Genomic DNA, 17912 nt, shown 5'->3' on the forward strand with positions numbered 1-17912 from the left:
ACTTCCTTCTGTGGCTGGGCCAGCTCCGGGATAGAGGATTCAGGCCATGAGGCAGCGGGGTTCACGACAGGGCCTCTTCAAGGCGAACGGAAGATTCCACCTCCAGCGGTGACACCACGATCGCCGACTCGATGGCCCTGACCAGCCGCAGCAGTTGCTCGCTGAGCCTGGAATAATCGCTGTTGAAGAGAATGACGTGACCGATGAACGAGGTGTTGTCGGTCACCAGGGCCGAGACGCGCTCGCCCACGCCCTTGCTGTACACCGCCTCGATCACCTCGATACCGAGCTCGGCCGCCAGCTCGCGGATATCCGGCAGATAGTGCAGGGAACCATGGGCCGGAGCACTCAGCAGCCGGATGCCGCAATAGCCCTGCGCAGTCGGCTGCTGCTCCTCCATCCGCCCTTCCACCGCCCAGCGCACCCAGCTTTCCCAGGGGTTGTACGCGGCGAAGGCTTTACGCGCCAGGTCCCAGATGTGCATGCCACCGGGGCGCATGTTGGTTTCCACGGCCGAGGTCAGGCCATTGCCCTTGAAAAACACCTCGTTGTGGTAAGCCCCATTGCGGAGCGACACCAGTTGGCGCATATGTTCGCCGGCGGCAGCGATGGCCAGCAGGGCGTCGCCACTCAGCGGCGCCGGGACCACCTGCTGGATCTCGGCACGATAGGCGCCTTCGGTGGTGGTTTTCTCGGTGATCCAGGAACGCCCCGCCACGCAGTCCCAACTGTACTCGCGGGCCTCCTCCACCAACTCCTCGACGATGATCCCGCCCGAGCGATAAGGCTCCAGCGCCGCCCAGGCCGGCGCACATTCTTCCAGCGAGTGAATGACCCGGCAACCGCGGCTGGCCCCCTCGCAGGCGGGCTTGATGAAGGCCTTGCCGCCCAGGGCCTGCACGCGCTGAAGCAACTCCTCCAGTCGCTCGACGCGGCAGGAAAACACCGGCTGATAACTCGTCGGTGAGCTGGGCGCGGCAGCTTCCAGCTGGCGGAAGATTTCCTTGTCCAGCCCGGCACGGGCCTCGTCGGGGGTAATCCCCGGCAAGCCGTGGCGCGTGGCCAGGGCGGCACCGAGCAGGACCCCACGATCGGAAAACGGCAGGACACCGATCAGGTTCCACTGTTCGAGCTCCAGGCAGCCACACACTGCATTCAGGGCCGAATCCAGGTGCTCGGCGGCCAGCGATGTGGTCCAGACATAGTCCGCCACTTCGTAGTCTTCCAACTGGACCTTTTCCACCAGCAGAATCAGCTTGGCCTGATACAGCGACTGGCACAGCTGGCGCAGCTTGGCGATGTCACGTACGCGGTTGCCGTTATAGCCGACCACGATCACACAGGGTTTTGCACTCATCTCGGATCTCCCTTGCGAACTCAGTCATGCAGCGGTGCGTTGAGTTTACGGTTGAGGCCGTACCAGGCCAGGATCCCCAGGGCACCGATCAACCCCAGCACGTAGGCGTTGTAGGGATCGGGCAGGGCCCGCATCAGCAGCACGGTCACGCCGGCACCGACGCCCAGGGAGACTTCCTTGGCGAACATGCTGTTCTGCTTCACGGAGAAGTAGTCCAGGTAGCTGAACGCACACTCGGCGATGGACAGCAGGGTGACCCAGATGAACGCGCCGACCAGGGTCTGCACATGGAACAGCGCTGGCGAGGAAAGCACGAGGAAGCCGGCGAAGATGATGCCGATCACGGTAAACACCTTGAACCGGCCGGTGGCCTCGATGACACGCATCACCGGCACCTGCAGGAACACCACCACGGCACTGTTGAGGATCAGCATCAGGCCATACCAGGAGGGTAACTCGCCGGTTTCCCGCAGGATCGCCTGGGGCAGGATCGAAAACACGCCGAACAGCTTGATGCCCATGATGATCCCGGCGATCACCCATGGCAGCTTGCCGAGCCAGCCGGCTCCGCCCTGGCTCTTCGCCGGGGTGGAAATGACCGGGAGCTGCAGGCTCGCGCCCATGGCGACCGGCAGGCACATCAGGACGAAACCGGCGGCGCCGAGAAAGAACAGGGTGGGGGTCAACTGCGGCGACAGCAGGATCAGGCCGGCGATCAGGCTGCCCATGTTCATGGCCACGCGGTTGTACGCCGCGCCTTCCTTGGTCTGCGCCGCCTCGCTCTTGATCAGGTAGCCGGCGATGGCGATCCCGTAGGCGAACAGGGCCGCGCCGAACATGACGATGCCCTGGTTGCGGGTCAAGGCCAGCAGGATCAGCCCCGCTCCGGCGCACAGCAGGGTGACGCCGAGGGAGCGCCGGCCGAGCAGCAGCAGGGTCAACGGCAACAGCAGCAGCAACGCGCGATAGCCCAGCGCCAGGATACTGTTGGTGGCGGTGTCGAGCCAGACGTTGGCCTTGCCCAGTACCGCGAACAGCGACACCGCGGTAATGATCCGAATGATGAACAAACGGACGTTAACGGCCGGCTTGGCAATCCCGGCAGTTGTTTCAACACTCATGGAGAACCTCTTCAATCAGAACGACGCACTGGATGATGGCGTCGATACTAGAGAGCGGAGGTCTTCTTGATCAGAGCAAGTTGGACTAGAATCCTCCGAACTTTATTGCTCGGATGACCAGTAAAATGCAGGCGCAGAGAGCCGTGATCGCTGCCATCGAGTTCGAGCGTGGAGCCCCGCTGGTACAGCAGATCGTCGAACGCTTCACCTCAGCCATCAGCCAGGGCGCCCTGCAACACGGCGCCAAGCTGCCACCGATCCGTGAACTGTCCGAGCTGATGGGCGTAGGCAAGTCGACCGTCGTCGAAGCCCTGGACCGCTTGCGGGCCAAGGGGCTGGTCGCCTCCCGGCAGGGCTCGGGGCACTATGTCACGCGCCTGAGCGCGGCCGCCCATGCCGGCGTCGGCCGTGACCTGCTGCCACAGGACACCCTCAGCGTGGTACGGCGCGCCCTGCTGCTGGACAACGGCGCCCTGCGTCCGGGCTGCGGTTTCCTGCCCTCCTCCTGGCTGCCGGGCGAAGAACTGCTCAAGGCCGCCCGCGGTACCCTGCGCTCGACCACCCTTCGCATGGGCGAGGCCGGCGTGCCGGCCGGCTATGTGCCGCTGCGCCAGGCCCTGCGGGTCAAACTGGCGACCTTCGGTATCGAAGTTCCGGTGGAGCAGATCGTGACCACCGCCAACACGGTGCAAGCCATCGACATGCTGATGCGCCTGCTGATCAAACCGGGCGATACGGTGCTGCTGGACGATCCCTGCTATTTCAACCTGCGCTCGAACCTGTCGCTGCATGGCGCCAGGGTGGTCAGCATCGCCCGCGGTTGCGAGGGGCTGGATTTCACCCACCTGGAACGACTGCTCGAGCAGCACCGTCCGGTGCTATACCTGACCAACACCACGCTGCACAACCCGACCGGGCACTCCTTCTCCCCGGCCCAGGTCTATCGCCTGTTGGAGTTGAGTCACCGGTACGGCTTCCATATCGTCGAGGACGACCTGTACTGCGATATCCAGCACAAGCGCACACCGCGCCTGGCCGCGGCCGGCGGGCTGGAAAACATCAGCTATGTCTCGGGCTTCACCAAGACGCTGAGCGCCAACAGCCGGGTCAGTTACGCCGTGCTGACACCGGAACTGGCGGCGCGCATGATCGCGCTGAAGATGATGAGCGGTGGCGTGACCTCGGAGCTGGCCGAGCAGATGACCTACCGGATGCTCAGCGACGGCAGCTACACCAAGCACGCCCGACGGTTGGTCGATCGCCTCTACGAGTCGAACGCACGGGTGGCGCAGTGGCTGGGTGAAGCCGGTTGCGCGGTTTCCTCCTGCCCGGGAGAGGGGCTGTTTCTCTGGACCCGCCTGCCCGCCGGTATCGACGCCGAAGTGCTGGCCCGCAAGGGGCTGGAAAATGACATCGTGCTGGCGCCGGGCACCTTGCTGAGCGTGGCCGACGATGCGACGAGTTTCCTGCGGTTCAATGTCGCCCACAGCGATGATGAACGTGTGCGGGAACGCTTCCTGCGCTTGCTCGGCGACTGAATCGCCGGGCATGTCGCAAAAAAAAGCCCCGCACTTCCTGAGAAGGCGGGGCTTTTCCGTCATGCGGGTCACTCAGTGCGCATAAGTCAGCAACAACTCGGTCGGCACTTTGAAATCCAGGGACATCATCACGCTCAGGGCGGTAATGGTGAAGATCGAGAACACGAACAGCTTGCGTGCCCAGACCGTGTCATCCACCGCCTTGTAGCCGGTCCAGGCCATGTACAACCAGTACATGCCCATGGCCGCGGCCACGGCGAGGTAGCTCATGCCGGCATAGCCGCTGAAGGTCAGCATCAGCGTCGCGGCGACGAAAGCCAGGATGTAGAGCAGGATGTGCTTCTTGGCCACGACGATCCCACGCTTCACCGGCAGCACCGGAATCGATGCGGCCAGGTAGTCGTTGAAGCGGAAGATCGCGATGGCGTAGGAATGCGGCATCTGCCACAGGCTGAACATCACCAGCAGCGTCAATGCCGCCATGTCGAAGCTGTTGCTGACCGCAACGTAACCGATCACCGGTGGCATCGCCCCCGACAGACTGCCGATCAGCGTGCCGTGAACCGACTTGCGCTTGAAGTACAGGCTGTAGAGACCGACATAGATGACGAAGCCGATCACTGCGAACAGCGCCGCCAACGGGTTGGCGACGCGGTACAGCAAGGCTACGCCGGCAACGCCGAGGACGGTCGCGTAGACCAGTGCCAGTTTCAGGGAGATGAGCCCCTGGACCAGCACGCGGTTCTTGGTGCGCTCCATCTTCAGGTCGATGTCACGGTCGATGCAGTTGTTGAACACGCAACCGGACGCTACCACCAGCGAAGTGCCGATCATGGCCGCCAGGAAGATGGCCAGATCGACATGCCCCTTGGAGGCCAGGAAGAAACCACCCGCCACAGAAAGCACGTTACCGAAAATGATCCCCGGTTTGGTGATTTGGATAAAGTGCTTGAGCGACATCGGGTTTACCTCACTTCGCCATCATGACGGCGTGGATGGTGAACATGATCCACAGCGACAGACCTACCAGCAGGACGATCACCAGCGCCGCGAAAATGAACGCGATCACGTTGTTGCGCTGCGCGGCGGAACGGTCCAGGTGCAGGAAGTACACCAGGTGCACCAGCACCTGGATCACGGCGAAGATCAGGATGATCCACAGGGTCGCGGCTTTTGGCAGCGACGGGTACATCACCAGGCCGAACGGGATGGCAGTCAGGATGATCGACAGGATAAAGCCGATCATGTAGGACTTCACGCTGCCATGGTTGGCATCACTGGAATGGTGTGCATTAGCCATTTACAGGGTCCCCATCAGGTAAACAACGGTGAATACGCAGATCCACACGACGTCCAGGAAGTGCCAGAACAGGCTCAGGCAGCTCAGGCGGGTGGTGTTGGTCGGCGTCAGGCCGTTTTTCCAGACCTGGTACATCATCACGGCCATCCAGATCAGGCCACTGGTGACGTGCAGACCGTGGGTCCCCACCAGGGTGAAGAAACCGGACAGGAAGCCGCTGCGGTTCGGACCGTAGCCTTCTTCGATCAGCTTGTGGAATTCGTTGATTTCCATGCCGATGAAGCCCAGGCCGAACAGGAAGGTGATCGCCAACCAGCCCAGTACCTGGCCTTTCTTGCCCTTGAACAACGCCAGCATGGCGAAGCCGTAGGTGATCGAGCTGAGCAACAGGCAGGCGGTTTCGCCCAGCACGTATGGCAGTTCGAAGATGTCGTGGCCCGACGGGCCACCCGCTACGTTGTTAACCAGCACCGCGTACGCTGCGAAGATCGACGCAAACAGGATGCAGTCGGTCATCAGGTAGAGCCAGAAACCGAATACGGTCATCTCGCCCGAGTCGTGGTGGTGGTCATCGTGCCCATGGTCATGACCATGGGCGTGTCCAGCATGAGTCACTGCATTCGACATGGTTTAAGCCTTTTCCAACGAGGTTTCAACACGGGAGGCCGGAATCACCTTGGCCGCGACCAGCACCTTGTGCTGTTCGGCTTCGATGCGTTCGATGGTCTCGACCGGCACCATGTAGCCCTGATCATCACGGGCTGCGTGGATGATGAAATAGATCACGGTACCTGCGAGGCTGGCGATCGCCATCCACCAGATGTGCCAGATCATCGCGAAACCGAAGACGGTCAGCAGAGCACCCATGACCAGGCCGGTCGCGGTGTTGTTCGGCATGTGGATCGGCTGGTAACGCTTGGGCACGCTGTAGGCGGTACCGTTTTCCTTGGCTTCGGTGAACGCGTCGACAGCGTCGGCTTTCGGCAGTTCGGCGAAGTTGTAGAACGGCGGTGGCGACGAGGTCGACCATTCCAGGGTGTGGCCGTTCCATGGGTCGCCGGTCACGTCCAGGTTCTGCTTGCGATCACGCACGCTGACGTAAATCTGGATCAGTTGCGAAGCGATACCGAAGGCGATCAGGATCGCACCGACGAAGGCAACGTACAGGTACGGTACCCACTCAGGGTTGGTGGTGGCGTTCAGGCGACGGGTCATGCCCATGAAGCCCAGAGCGTAGAGCGGCATGAACGCAACGAAGAAGCCGGTGATCCAGAACCAGAAGGCAGCCTTGCCCCAACCTTCATGCAGCTTGAAGCCGAAGGCTTTCGGGAACCAGAAGCTGAAGCCGGCGATGTAACCGAATACCGCACCGCCGATGATCACGTTGTGGAAGTGCGCGATTACGAACAGGCTGTTGTGCAGCACGAAGTCGGCACCTGGAACGGCCAGCAGAACGCCGGTCATGCCACCGATGGCGAAGGTCACCATGAAGCCCAGGGTCCACAGGACCTGGCTGGTGAAACGCAGACGACCACGGTAGATGGTGAACAGCCAGTTGAACAGCTTCACCCCGGTCGGGATCGAGATCAGCATGGTCGCCAGGCCGAAGAAGGCGTTGACGTTGGCCCCCGAACCCATGGTGAAGAAGTGGTGCAGCCAAACCATGAAGCCCAGCACCGAGATCGCGCCACTGGCGTAGATCATCGAGTGGTGGCCGAACAGTTTCTTGCCGGAGAAGGTCGAGATGACTTCGGAGAAGACACCGAAAGCCGGCAGGATCAGGATGTAAACCTCGGGGTGACCCCAGGCCCAGAACAGGTTGACGTACATCATCGGGTTGCCGCCGAGTTCATTGGTGAACACGTGGAAATCCAGATAACGGTCGAGGGTCAGCAGTGCCAGGGTAGCGGTCAGGATCGGGAACGAAGCCACGATCAGGACGTTGGCCCAGGTGCAGGTCCAGGTGAAGATCGGCATGTCCATCAGTTTCATGCCAGGGGTACGCATCTTCAGTACGGTGGCCAGGAAGTTGACCCCGGTCAACGTCGTACCCAGACCCGATAGCTGCAGCGCCCAGATGTAGTAGTCCACACCCACGCCCGGACTGTATTGCAGCCCCGACAGCGGCGGATAGGCAACCCAGCCGGTCTTGGCGAATTCGCCAACGCCCAGGGACAGGTTGATCAGCACCACGCCGGACACCAGCAGCCAGAAGCTCAGGGAGTTCAGGAACGGGTAGGCAACGTCACGCGCGCCGATCTGCAGCGGCACGACGATGTTCATCAGGCCGGTGAAGAATGGCATCGCCATGAAGATGATCATGATCACACCGTGGGCGGTGAAGATCTGGTCATAGTGATGGGGAGGCAGGTAGCCAGGCGAACCCTCGGTGGCCATGGCCAACTGGGAACGCATCATGATCGCGTCGGCGAAGCCGCGCAGCAGCATGACCATGGCGACGATGATGTACATCACGCCGATTTTCTTGTGGTCGACCGAAGTCAGCCACTCGGACCACAGGTAGGTCCACTTCTTGAAGTAGGTGATGGCCGCGAAGACCGCCAGGCCACCGATCGCGATCATGGCGAGAGTCACCATGACGATCGGTTCGTGGAACGGGACCGCGTCCCAGCTTAATTTACCAAACATCGTTTACTCCTCTGCCCCGGCAGCTGAATGCGAACCTTCCGTTGCGGCCACTTCCTTCTTCTCGTGCTCGACCGGCTTGCCTGGTTTCATGCCTTCGTACTTGTCAACGATGACCTGGAACAGGTTCGGCGTAACGGAAGAATAAAGCTCGACCGGGTTGTCCTGGCTCGGCTTGGAAAGTTCTGCGTATTCGGCTTGTTCAAGCTTTTTAGGTGACTGCTTGACCTCAGCAATCCAGGCATCGAAATCCGCCTGGCTGGTTGCGATCGCTTTGAATTTCATACCGGTGAAGCCGGCACCGCTGTAGTTGGCGGAGATGCCCTCGTACACGTGATTCTCGTTGGAGATCAGGTGCAGCTTGGTCTGCATGCCAGCCATCGCGTAGATCTGGCCACCCAGGCCCGGGATGAAGAACGAGTTCATCACGGAGTCGGAGGTGATCCGGAAGTTGACGGGGGTGTTGGCTGGGAACACCAGCTTGTTGACGGTGGCGATACCCTGGTCCGGGTAGATGAACAGCCACTTCCAGTCCAGCGAAACCACTTCGACGTTGATCGGCTTGACGTCGGATTCCAGCGGACGATAAGGGTCCAGGGCGTGGGTCGACTTGTAGGTCACGATGCCCAGGAACAGGATGATGATGGCCGGAACAGCCCAGACCACGATTTCGATCTTGGTCGAGTGGTTCCATTTCGGCGCGTAGGTGGCGTCCTTGTTCGATGCACGATATTTCCATGCAAAGGCAAGGGTCATAAAGATCACCGGCACCACGACCAACAGCATCAGCAGCGTGGCGGTGATGATCAGGTTACGTTCGTCCAGGCCTACCTGACCTTTGGGGTCAAGCAAGGTCATGTTGCACCCTCCCAGCAACAACGTGCCGAGCAGCGGCAATAAGCCTAGCAATCTGGGGTACCTAGTTTTACTCATCTCACGACCTCTAAAGCAGCTTGCGCAATGCAGTTGGGTTTTGATCGCCAACACTTCACCCTGCCAAGGGTTGGCATTTTTCTTCAATTGAATAAGGGCCTGCCCTTCGCGCTGATCGCAGATCGGCACATCCGGAGCTGGCAGTGAGTCTTATTCGATTTCGTCGGTCAAAGGCCTTGTTACAGACCAATTCCATTTGGTGCGGATACTTGGAAGGTTGCCTGCACCCGGGATCGCATGGCACCTTTTGGCCCCTGTGCTCGCTCAAAAAATGAACGACGCAGGACACTCAGTGCGGGCGATTGTAGATATGTCGGGTTTTATAAACCATGTCTCATCCTGAAATATTTTTTATCAAGTGACGCAACAATCATTCACCGATTTTGCAATGATACAGAATCGTATCGCTTTTCATTATCAACAAGAAGCACTGACACCCCCTTCTACCGGACAACCTGACTGGCTCTTCCAGCCTTCCTGAAGCACCGCCGAGGCCGGTCCAGCCCCTGTAAAACGGGGCCCACGGCGACTCTTGGGGAGCGTCGAAGGTACTGGCGGCGGGGCCTGGGGAGAAAAAACGGCCGAGGGAACTTTCCCGGGAATTGTTGTCGATTGCAGAGGTCTAGGTGAGTCGAAAACGCTCCCTGCGACCGCTGCGACGTGACAATATGTCGCAGTTTTTTCAGGCCTTTTGTTGCCTTCCATCACGGCCTTTTTTACCGCTGCGCAAATGCGAAAACGCCCCGATTCCGGGCATCGGAACCGGGGCGCCCGAGAGGCCGCTCAGCGAGCGTTTTTACGGTTGCGGTAGATCCCCAGCGGCACCAGCACCACAGTCAGCACAAAGGCTACCAGAGCCCATTGCGCCAAGGACAGGCCGAGCACCGGCGGGTATGGCGTTTCGCAGAAACCGTCGACCTGGAAGCCCAGCGGGAACAGTTTGGCCAGCGGCAAGCCGTCGACGATCGGCTGCAGCACATCGATGCCACAACTGACCTGGGGAAAGGCCTGGATATACACATGCCGGCCGGCCACGGCGAGGCCACCGATCGCGCTCAGCCACACCAGCACTTCCAGCACCGAAAGACTGCGCCGGGTTGGCATGGCCGCGCCGATGAAAGCGAAGATCGCGATGAACAGCAAGGCATAACGTTGCAGGATGCACAGCGGGCAAGGTGCCTCGCCGAGCACCACCTGCATGTACAGCGCCCCGCCGATCAAGGCCAGGCAGATCACCCCCAGCAGGACGAGAAAGCGCTTTTCCCGTCCCAACCGCATCATTTCGTCATTCATCCCGTTTCCCTTGTGACTCGTTATTGGATCAGCCGAAGGGCAGCGCTGACAGCCGCCGCATCAGGCCGAGTTTGCCTGCGTTCGGCGCACCTGGCGCCATCCGGGCATGGTCGATCCCTGGTTCGCCAGTCTACACGCAGCAGATGACCTTTGAGCGTATTCAACACCCGATAAAGACCGGTACTCGCCGCAACTGCGGCGAATTAACGCGAAGTCGATTAAAGGCGGATTAACCGTGGCGGGATTTTGCAGAAGGGATATGCAGGAGAGTGCCGATTCTCTTGTAGGAACAGCCTTTCTGGGATCATCACGGCCGGTATTCCGAGAGGCTGTCCGGCCGCCAAAAAAGCAAAAGGCCCGCTCGAAGGCGGGCCTGGTTGTTCAGGGCCACTCAGCGGGCAGCCAGCGCCGCGTAGCTGTTCATCAGGTTGCGGTAGTTCGGGATCCGCTGCGACAGCAGGTTGCCCAAGCCTTCGATATCGTTGCGCCAGTCGCGGTGCAGCTCACAGGCCACCGAGAACCAGTTCATCATCTGTGCACCGGCCTGGGTCATGCGGTTCCACGCGGCCTGCTGCACCGTTTCGTTGAAGGTACCGGAAGCATCGGTCACCACGAACACATCGAAACCTTCAGCCAGCGCCGACAGCGTCGGGAACGCCACGCAAACGTCGGTCACCACCCCGGCGATGATCAGTTGCTTGCGGCCGGTGGCCTTGATCGCCTTGACGAAATCCTCGTTGTCCCAGGCGTTGATCTGGCCGGGGCGGGCGATGTACGGCGCGTCCGGGAACATCTCTTTCAGCTCTGGAACCAGCGGGCCGTTGGGGCCCTGCTCGAAGCTGGTGGTCAGGATCGTGGGCAGGTTGAAGAACTTGGCGAGGTCGGCCAACGCCAACACGTTGTTCTTGAACTCGTTCGGCGAGAAGTCCTGCACCAGGGAAATCAGACCGGTCTGGTGGTCGACCAGCAGGACTACGGCGTCGTCTTTGTTCAGGCGGTTGTAGGTTGGCTTGCTCATGAGGGAATCCTTTTTCGTTTAAGTGGTGGGAAGCTGTGTCGTTCAATGTGTGACCAGATTAATGAGCCGCCGAAAAAGGAAAAAGCGGCTGAAATCGGTTTGACTGTCTCATCGAAGTAGACAATCTGTGAGAGCCGGATTCCGCAGATCAATCCAGCTCTCACAACAAGTCCCCCAGCGCTCGGGGGAACTCGGACCGAGGGCTTATTCCAGGGCCGCAGCCGGGCCGAAGAACTCGTAGCGGCTCTGCTTTTCCGGCACACCGAGGGCCTTGAGGTGGCGCTTGACCGCACTCATGAAGCCTTTCGGCCCGAGGAAGTAGGCATCCAGGTCGCGCTGTTCCGGCAGCCACCGGGCCAGTTGTTCCTGGCTCAACAGACCGACCTTGTCCGCCGCCGGGCTCACCCCGTCATCCTCGGCGTAGCAGTAGAAGCGCTTGAGCTGCGGATGATGCGCGGCCAACCCATCGACCCAGTCACGGAACGCATGCACCGCCCCATTGCGCGCGCAGTGAATGAAGTGCACCGGCCGCCGTGTGGCGAGCGCCGCTTCCAGCATCGGCAGGGTCGGGGTGATACCGACACCGCCGCTGATCAGCACCAGCGGCTTGTCGCTGGCGGTCAGGGTGAAATCTCCCGCTGGCGGGAACAGATCCAGGGTCGCGCCGACCGCCAGCTGGTCATGCAGGTAGCTCGACACCCGGCCGCCCGCCTCGCGCTTGACACTGATGCGGTATTGCCGGGCATTGGCCAGCGCCGAAAGGGAGTAGTTGCGCCGTAGCTCCTCGCCATCGATGACCAGCTTCATGCCGATGTACTGCCCCGGCTCGAAGCTCAGGATGGCCTGGCCGTCGACCGGTTCGAAGTGCAAGGAAGTGATTTCCGCGCTTTCCTCGACCTTGGCCACCAGCCTGAATGGCCGGCTGCCACGCCAGCCACCCGGTGCCAGGGCCTTTTCGTCGTAGATCGCCGCCTCGGCACCGATCAGGATGTCGGCCAGCTGGTTGTAGGCCGCGCCCCAGGCCGCGAGCACCTCGGGCGTGGCGATTTCCTCGCCGAGCACTTCACGGATCGCCCGCAGCAGGCAGGCGCCGACAATCGGGTAATGCTCCGGCAGAATCTGCAGCGCAACATGCTTGTTGATGATCTTTGCCACCAGGTCGCCCAACTGGTCGAGCTGGTCGATGTGCCGCGCATACATCAGCACGCCGTTGGCCAGGGCCCGGGGCTGGTCGCCGCTGGCCTGGTGGGCCTGGTTGAACAGTGGACGCACCTGCGGGTACTCGGACAGCATCATCCGGTAGAAATGGGTGGTCAGTGCCTCACCGCCGCTTTCCAGCAAAGGGACGGTCGATTTGACGATGGCACGGTCTTGGGCGCTCAGCATGGGTCAACTCCTGGACATGAGGATTACCTGAATTGACCTGTCTCAATCACACTCCATGCCAAGATTTAAACCATTAAAAATCAATAACTTAAAATATCATTGGTCATAATGACCACAACCATTCTATAGTCATTTCGACACCAATGGAGTCAATATGACCGCAAAGCCGTTGCTGACCGCCCTGCTGCCACTGGTGGCGGATCTCTCCCGGGAACTGCCCGAAAGCGAACGTTATCGGCGCCTGCTCGATGCCCTGCGTGCGCTGCTGCCCTGTGACGCCGCCGCCCTGCTGCGCCTGGATGGCGAAGCGCTGGTACCGTTGGCGGTCGACGGCTTGAGCGCGGACACCCTCGGCCGGCGCTTCCGGGTCAGCGAGCACCCGCGCTTCCAGATCCTGCTCGATGCCCGGGGCCCCGTGCGTTTCGACAGCGACAGCGGGCTGCCCGACCCGTACGACGGCCTGGTCGACGGCCTGGTCGACGGCCTGACCGAACACCTGGAAGTGCATGACTGCCTGGGCTGCCCCCTGTTCATCGACGAGCGCCCCTGGGGCCTGTTGACCCTCGACGCCCTCGACCCGGAACGCTTCGAACGGATCGACCTCGATGCCCTGCAGGCCTTCGCCAGCCTGGCGGCGGCCACCGTGAGCGCCGCCGAACGCATCGAACGCCTGGCCCTGCGGGCCGAGGACGAACATCAGCGCGCCGAACTCTATCGCCAGGCCAACAGCTCCCGGCAACCCGAGATGATCGGCCAGAGCAAGGCGCACAAGCGCCTGGTGGAAGAGATCAACCTGGTCGGCGCCAGTGACCTGACCGTGCTGATCACCGGCGAAACCGGGGTCGGCAAGGAACTGGTGGCGCAGGCGATCCACGCCGCCTCGCCTCGTTCGGAAAAGCCCATCATCAGCCTCAACTGCGCCGCTCTGCCGGAGACCCTGGTGGAAAGCGAACTGTTCGGTCATGTCCGAGGTGCCTTCACCGGGGCGGTGGGCGATCGGCGCGGCAAGTTCGAACTGGCCAACGGCGGTACCCTGTTTCTCGATGAAGTCGGCGAGCTGTCGCTGAGCGTCCAGGCAAAACTGCTGCGGGTACTGCAGAGCGGCCAGTTGCAGCGGCTGGGCTCGGACCGCGAGCACCAGGTGGATGTGCGCCTGATCGCCGCGACCAACCGCGACCTGGCCGAGGAAGTGCGCAACGGACGCTACCGGGCGGACTTCTACCACCGCCTGAGCGTCTACCCGTTGCAGGTGCCGCCACTGCGCGAGCGCGGTCGCGATGTACTGCTGCTCAGCGGCTACTTTCTCGAGCAGAACCGTTCGCGCATGGGCCTGGGCAGCCTGCGCCTGAGCCCGGATGCCCAGGCCGCGCTGCTGGCCTACGACTGGCCGGGCAACGTCCGGGAGCTGGAGCATCTGCTCGGGCGCAGCGCCCTCAAGGCCCTCGGCAGTTGCCGGGAGCGGCCGAAGATTCTCAGCCTGAGCGCTGTCGACCTGGATTTGCCGACGGTCGCCGACGAAACGCCCGGAACACAGGCCAGTACCCCACTGCACCGGCAAGCCGGGCTCGACTTGCGCCAGGCCACGGAGCAGTATCAACGGCAGTTGATCACTGCCTGCCTGGAGCGGCACCAGCAGAACTGGGCGGGCGCGGCGCGGGAGCTGGGCCTGGACCGGGCGAACCTGGGCCGGCTGGCCAGGCGCCTGGGGCTCAAGTGAGCAACAGGCCACCAGCCCCGGGCGTCGGCAGCGAACGTGTGCAGGAGCGGGCTTGCCCGCGAACAGGGCAGCGTGGTCAGCGGCAAGATTCACCTAAAGCCCGACCGTCTCGGGTCGATAATGCTTTATAGATACCCGTTCGGGGCCGACCTGCCCTGACGCAGCTCTTTGTACAGAAGGTTTTTATGTCCTCCAACAAAGCTCGCGCAGATTCGCTGTCGCTACTGCTCTTCACCTTGCGCAGCGGCAAGCTGATGGCGATCAACCTGCTCAAAGTCAGCGAAATCATCCCCTGTCCGCCGCTGACCAAACTGCCCGAGTCGCACCCGCATGTCAGGGGCATCGCCACCCTGCGCGGCGCCTCGCTCTCGGTGATCGACCTGAGCCGGGCCATCGGCGAGCGCCCACTGGCGGATCCCGACGGCGGCTGCCTGATCGTCACCGATGTCAGTCGTTCCAAGCAGGGCCTGCATGTGCAGGCCGTGAGCAAGATCGTCCACTGCCTGACCACCGATATCCGCCCGCCCCCCTTCGGCTCCGGTGGCCCCAAGGCGTTCATCACCGGGGTGACCCAGGTCGACGGCACGCTGGTGCAGGTGCTGGATATCGAAAAGGTCATCCATGTCATCGCTCCGACACAGATCGAAGTCGCACCGACCGAACTGACCATGGAAGAAGCCGAACTGCTCGGCAATGCCCGGATCCTGGTGGTCGACGACAGCCAGGTGGCGCTGCAGCAATCGGTCCATACCCTGCGCAATCTCGGCCTGACCTGCCACACCGCCCGCAGCGCCAAGGAAGCCATCGGCTGCCTGCTCGACCTGCAAGGCACCGCGGAACAGATCAACATCGTCGTCTCGGACATCGAGATGTCGGAAATGGACGGCTACGCCTTCACCCGTACCGTACGCGAAACCCCGGACTTCCAGGACCTCTACATCCTGCTGCACACCTCCCTGGACAGCGCCATGAACGCTGAAAAGGCCCGTCAGGCAGGGGCCAACGCGGTACTGACGAAGTTCTCCTCGCCGGAACTGACCAAGTGCCTGATCCAGGCCGCCAGGACCGTCGCCGAGCAGGGTATCTGACATGCCCCGGTGCCACTGCCTGCTGCTGCGCAAGGACCTCGACGGCTTGCTCGACGTGCCGCACTGGCCCAAGGACATCCGCCTCGGGATACTGCGCCCGGAGCAACTGGAGGCCGTCCACGCACTATTGGTGGAGGGCTATCGCGACAGCGACATCGCGGTCGACGACTTCCCCCACTGGCGCGAGCGTTTCACCCGCGATGCCGAATTCGATCCGACCCTGTGCCTGATCGCCACGGACCCACACGGCCTGGCAGGCGTCGCCCAGTGCTGGACCAGCGCCTACATCAAGGACCTGGTGGTCCACCCGCGCCGCCGCGGCGAGGGCCTGGGCCAGGCGCTGCTGCGCCATGCCTTCCAGGTCTTCGCCTCGCGGGGCGAAGCCTTCGTCGATCTCAAGGTCATGGAAAACAACCTGCCGGCGCGGCGTCTGTACGATGACGCCGGCATGCGCTTCATCCAGCGCTATGAAGTCGGCCCGGCTCAGGCATAATCGTTGTTTTGCCGGATGCACCTTCAGGAGACCTGCCATGAAAGCCTCCACCCTGATCTTCATCAGCCTCACCGCAGTGACCGCCCCGGCCCAGGCATCCAGCCCCGATCAGTGGATCGCCCACGACAAGGCGGTGCTGGCCAGTTGCACCAAGGCCAGCCACCTCAAGAACGTGAAGCCGGTGGGCAGTCCGGCCCTGTTCGATGACAAGCTCGGCTACACCGCCGTCCTGCTGCGCGGCCATTACCCTCAGGCCCATATGAAAAACCAGGCGGGCACCGAACTGTGCCTGTACAACCGCAAGAGCAAGAGCGCCAGCGTGACCGAATGGGACTCGGTGATGCCGGCCCGCAGCAACTGAGTGGCTGGCGCACAACTTGCTTCGTTCCGGGTTCATGTGGTGACGGCCTGTCGGATTGGTGTCACCGCGCCTTTTCCCTTGCTGCCGGTCAAGCCATGAACACCCATTTTTCCTGCGTAGGTTGCGGCAAATGCTGCACCGATCACCATGTACCGCTGACCCTGGCCGAAGCCCGGCAGTGGGCGGACGACGGCGGCCAGGTGATCGTGCTGGTGGAGGCGTTCCTGACGGATGGCACCGGTATTGCGCCGCAGCAGCGCGAACATGCGCAACGCCGCTCCTGGGGCGTGCCCTGCGGCAGCACCGAGGCACGCGTGGCCATCACTTTCGCCGCCTACAATGTCGGCCCCTGCCGGAATCTTGACGAACGCCTGCTCTGCCGGATCTACGAACGTCGCCCCCTGGTGTGCCGTATCTATCCGATGGAGATCAACCCGCACATCCCGCTCAGGCCGCAAGCCAAGGACTGCCCGCCGGAATCATGGCTGCCGGACCAGCCGCTGCTGATCAGTGGTGGCCAGTTGGTGGACGCCGGGCTGGCGCAACTGATCGAGGATTCGCGCCAGGCCGACCGTGACGACATCCGCGCCAAGCAAGCCATCTGCGCACGCCTGGGCATTCACACCACCGCGCTCAAGGGCGATGGCTTCACCGCCTATCTGCCGCAGATGCCTGCGTTCGTCGAAGCCATCGCGCAAGTCGAACGACAGTCGCAATGGTCCCCCGAAGCGGAATGGGCCTTTCATGTTTCCGGCCATGACATCGCCGAGCAACTGCGCGCGGCCGGGGCGCGAGTGGTCAGCGATACACCGCTGACCTACACCTTCATTCCATTGCGGGCGGCCTGAGCGCCGGGCCGCTGGTCACCCGTTTCGCCACACAGGCCACTACACCCGGCTGCTGCGTCCCCAGAACTCCTGCGCCAGCGAGCGCAGGTCATCCGCCAGCCCGGCCACGTCACCCGAATTGGCGTGACTCTGCCGACCCGCACTGACAGTCACCTCGCAGGCATTGCGAATGCTCATGATGTTGCGGTTGATGTCCTCGCTCACCGCACTCTGCTCCTCGACCGCCGCGGCAATCTGCAGGCTCATCTCGGTGATCCGGTTCACCCGCTCGCTGATCCCGCTCAGCGCTTCGGCCGCCTGCTGCACCTGCTGCACGCTGTCCTCGGCATGCTGGCTGCTGTGGCGCATGACCAGCACCGCCTCGCGCGCACCGTCCTGCAGGTTGCTGATCATCCGCTGGATCTCGCTGGTCGACTGCTGGGTACGCTGGGCCAGCCCGCGCACTTCATCCGCCACCACCGCAAAGCCACGCCCCTGCTCGCCCGCGCGCGCCGCCTCGATGGCCGCATTCAGCGCCAGCAGGTTGGTCTGCTCGGCAATGCCGCGGATCACCTCGAGCACGCTGGAAATCTCGATACTGTGGCTCTCCAGTTGATGGATCACCTCGGTCGCCCGGGCCAGTTCCCCGGCCAGACGCAACACCGAGCTGCGGCTCTCGCCCACCAGTTGATGACCGTCGCGGGTTTCGCTGCCGGCCAGGTCGGCGGCCACCGAAGCCTGCTGGGCATTGCTCGCGACCTCGGCGACACTGGCCGCCATCTCATGAATCGCCGCCGCGACCTGATCGGTTTCGGCCTGCTGGTCGAGGGTGCT

General features: G+C 62.2%; 16 protein-coding genes and 1 pseudogene. 6 read left to right on the forward strand and 11 right to left on the reverse strand.

Features of this window, described 5'->3' with window-relative positions; all coding sequences use genetic code 11:
- Window positions 1-61: 61 nt before the first annotated feature.
- Window positions 62-1357 carry an ATP-grasp domain-containing protein gene (locus ACM62G_RS06680; protein WP_273825500.1) on the reverse strand — a complete coding sequence of 432 codons (1296 nt, stop codon included), beginning with the start codon at window positions 1355-1357 and terminating at the stop codon, window positions 62-64.
- A 20-nt stretch (window positions 1358-1377) separates the two neighbouring features.
- The gene (locus tag ACM62G_RS06685; RefSeq protein WP_054060156.1) at window positions 1378-2478 is read right to left on the reverse strand and encodes a hypothetical protein; all 1101 of its coding nucleotides are present in this window, start codon (window positions 2476-2478) and stop codon (window positions 1378-1380) included.
- A gap of 125 nt (window positions 2479-2603) precedes the next feature.
- On the opposite strand from ACM62G_RS06685, the gene ACM62G_RS06690 reads away from it, so the two are divergent.
- The gene (locus ACM62G_RS06690) at window positions 2604-4016 is read left to right on the forward strand and encodes a PLP-dependent aminotransferase family protein (RefSeq protein WP_419736904.1); all 1413 of its coding nucleotides are present in this window, start codon (window positions 2604-2606) and stop codon (window positions 4014-4016) included.
- Between the two features lie 72 nt (window positions 4017-4088).
- On the opposite strand, the gene cyoE is transcribed toward ACM62G_RS06690, so the two are convergent.
- From cyoE to hmpA, 8 genes are all read right to left on the reverse strand, one after another.
- The gene (cyoE, locus tag ACM62G_RS06695; RefSeq protein WP_054060158.1) at window positions 4089-4976 is read right to left on the reverse strand and encodes a heme o synthase; all 888 of its coding nucleotides are present in this window, start codon (window positions 4974-4976) and stop codon (window positions 4089-4091) included.
- 10 nt (window positions 4977-4986) lie between these two features.
- A complete protein-coding gene (gene cyoD, locus ACM62G_RS06700) occupies window positions 4987-5316 on the reverse strand; it encodes a cytochrome o ubiquinol oxidase subunit IV (RefSeq protein ID WP_017904871.1) in 330 nt (109 codons plus the stop codon).
- Window positions 5317-5943: a cytochrome o ubiquinol oxidase subunit III gene (locus tag ACM62G_RS06705; protein WP_054060159.1), complete on the reverse strand. Its 627-nt coding sequence runs from the start codon at window positions 5941-5943 to the stop codon at window positions 5317-5319.
- Window positions 5944-5946: 3 nt separating this feature from the next.
- Window positions 5947-7965 carry a cytochrome o ubiquinol oxidase subunit I gene (gene cyoB, locus ACM62G_RS06710; RefSeq protein WP_054060160.1) on the reverse strand — a complete coding sequence of 673 codons (2019 nt, stop codon included), beginning with the start codon at window positions 7963-7965 and terminating at the stop codon, window positions 5947-5949.
- Between the two features lie 3 nt (window positions 7966-7968).
- Window positions 7969-8895: a ubiquinol oxidase subunit II gene (gene cyoA / locus ACM62G_RS06715; protein WP_054060161.1), complete on the reverse strand. Its 927-nt coding sequence runs from the start codon at window positions 8893-8895 to the stop codon at window positions 7969-7971.
- 783 nt (window positions 8896-9678) lie between these two features.
- The gene (locus tag ACM62G_RS06720; protein WP_054060162.1) at window positions 9679-10188 is read right to left on the reverse strand and encodes a disulfide bond formation protein B; all 510 of its coding nucleotides are present in this window, start codon (window positions 10186-10188) and stop codon (window positions 9679-9681) included.
- Window positions 10189-10579: 391 nt separating this feature from the next.
- Window positions 10580-11206: an isochorismate family cysteine hydrolase YcaC gene (gene ycaC, locus ACM62G_RS06725; RefSeq protein WP_419736905.1), complete on the reverse strand. Its 627-nt coding sequence runs from the start codon at window positions 11204-11206 to the stop codon at window positions 10580-10582.
- A 204-nt stretch (window positions 11207-11410) separates the two neighbouring features.
- Window positions 11411-12592, reverse strand: a complete 1182-nt coding sequence (hmpA, locus tag ACM62G_RS06730; protein ID WP_419736906.1) for an NO-inducible flavohemoprotein — start codon at window positions 12590-12592, stop codon at window positions 11411-11413.
- A 154-nt stretch (window positions 12593-12746) separates the two neighbouring features.
- Between hmpA and norR the strand changes: the two genes are divergently transcribed.
- From norR to ACM62G_RS06755, 5 genes are all read left to right on the forward strand, one after another.
- Window positions 12747-14309, forward strand: a complete 1563-nt coding sequence (gene norR, locus ACM62G_RS06735) for a nitric oxide reductase transcriptional regulator NorR (protein ID WP_419736907.1) — start codon at window positions 12747-12749, stop codon at window positions 14307-14309.
- A gap of 185 nt (window positions 14310-14494) precedes the next feature.
- Window positions 14495-15397, forward strand: a complete 903-nt coding sequence (locus ACM62G_RS06740; protein ID WP_419736908.1) for a chemotaxis protein CheV — start codon at window positions 14495-14497, stop codon at window positions 15395-15397.
- A gap of 1 nt (window position 15398) precedes the next feature.
- Complete coding sequence (locus ACM62G_RS06745; protein ID WP_419736909.1) at window positions 15399-15890, forward strand: GNAT family N-acetyltransferase; 492 nt, start codon at window positions 15399-15401, stop codon at window positions 15888-15890.
- Between the two features lie 37 nt (window positions 15891-15927).
- A complete protein-coding gene (locus ACM62G_RS06750; RefSeq protein WP_419736910.1) occupies window positions 15928-16251 on the forward strand; it encodes a hypothetical protein in 324 nt (107 codons plus the stop codon).
- A gap of 95 nt (window positions 16252-16346) precedes the next feature.
- Entirely contained in the window at window positions 16347-17099 is a 753-nt protein-coding gene (locus ACM62G_RS06755) for a YkgJ family cysteine cluster protein (protein ID WP_419736911.1), read from the forward strand.
- 39 nt (window positions 17100-17138) lie between these two features.
- Here ACM62G_RS06755 and ACM62G_RS06760 read toward each other — a convergent pair.
- Window positions 17139-17669: pseudogene (locus tag ACM62G_RS06760) on the reverse strand (methyl-accepting chemotaxis protein); the annotation flags it as partial.
- Window positions 17670-17912 lie beyond the last annotated feature (243 nt).

The sequence above is a fragment of the Pseudomonas sp. COR18 genome (genome assembly GCF_048568395.1).
GTDB lineage: Bacteria > Pseudomonadota > Gammaproteobacteria > Pseudomonadales > Pseudomonadaceae > Aquipseudomonas > Aquipseudomonas fuscovaginae_B.

Bases quoted from the DNA above. Each gene is read 5' to 3' on its own strand.
- ACM62G_RS06755 (WP_419736911.1), top strand. From the start codon at position 16,347: ATGAACACCCATTTTTCCTGCGTAGGTTGCGGCAAATGCTGCACCGAT.
- ACM62G_RS06685 (WP_054060156.1), bottom strand. From the start codon at position 2,478: ATGAGTGTTGAAACAACTGCCGGGATTGCCAAGCCGGCCGTTAACGTC.
- hmpA (WP_419736906.1), bottom strand. From the start codon at position 12,592: ATGCTGAGCGCCCAAGACCGTGCCATCGTCAAATCGACCGTCCCTTTG.
- ACM62G_RS06750 (WP_419736910.1), top strand. From the start codon at position 15,928: ATGAAAGCCTCCACCCTGATCTTCATCAGCCTCACCGCAGTGACCGCC.
- cyoB (WP_054060160.1), bottom strand. From the start codon at position 7,965: ATGTTTGGTAAATTAAGCTGGGACGCGGTCCCGTTCCACGAACCGATC.
- ACM62G_RS06705 (WP_054060159.1), bottom strand. From the start codon at position 5,943: ATGTCGAATGCAGTGACTCATGCTGGACACGCCCATGGTCATGACCAT.
- ACM62G_RS06745 (WP_419736909.1), top strand. From the start codon at position 15,399: ATGCCCCGGTGCCACTGCCTGCTGCTGCGCAAGGACCTCGACGGCTTG.
- ACM62G_RS06680 (WP_273825500.1), bottom strand. From the start codon at position 1,357: ATGAGTGCAAAACCCTGTGTGATCGTGGTCGGCTATAACGGCAACCGC.
- cyoD (WP_017904871.1), bottom strand. From the start codon at position 5,316: ATGGCTAATGCACACCATTCCAGTGATGCCAACCATGGCAGCGTGAAG.
- ycaC (WP_419736905.1), bottom strand. From the start codon at position 11,206: ATGAGCAAGCCAACCTACAACCGCCTGAACAAAGACGACGCCGTAGTC.
- ACM62G_RS06720 (WP_054060162.1), bottom strand. From the start codon at position 10,188: ATGAATGACGAAATGATGCGGTTGGGACGGGAAAAGCGCTTTCTCGTC.
- ACM62G_RS06690 (WP_419736904.1), top strand. From the start codon at position 2,604: ATGCAGGCGCAGAGAGCCGTGATCGCTGCCATCGAGTTCGAGCGTGGA.
- ACM62G_RS06740 (WP_419736908.1), top strand. From the start codon at position 14,495: ATGTCCTCCAACAAAGCTCGCGCAGATTCGCTGTCGCTACTGCTCTTC.
- cyoA (WP_054060161.1), bottom strand. From the start codon at position 8,895: ATGAGTAAAACTAGGTACCCCAGATTGCTAGGCTTATTGCCGCTGCTC.
- cyoE (WP_054060158.1), bottom strand. From the start codon at position 4,976: ATGTCGCTCAAGCACTTTATCCAAATCACCAAACCGGGGATCATTTTC.
- norR (WP_419736907.1), top strand. From the start codon at position 12,747: ATGACCGCAAAGCCGTTGCTGACCGCCCTGCTGCCACTGGTGGCGGAT.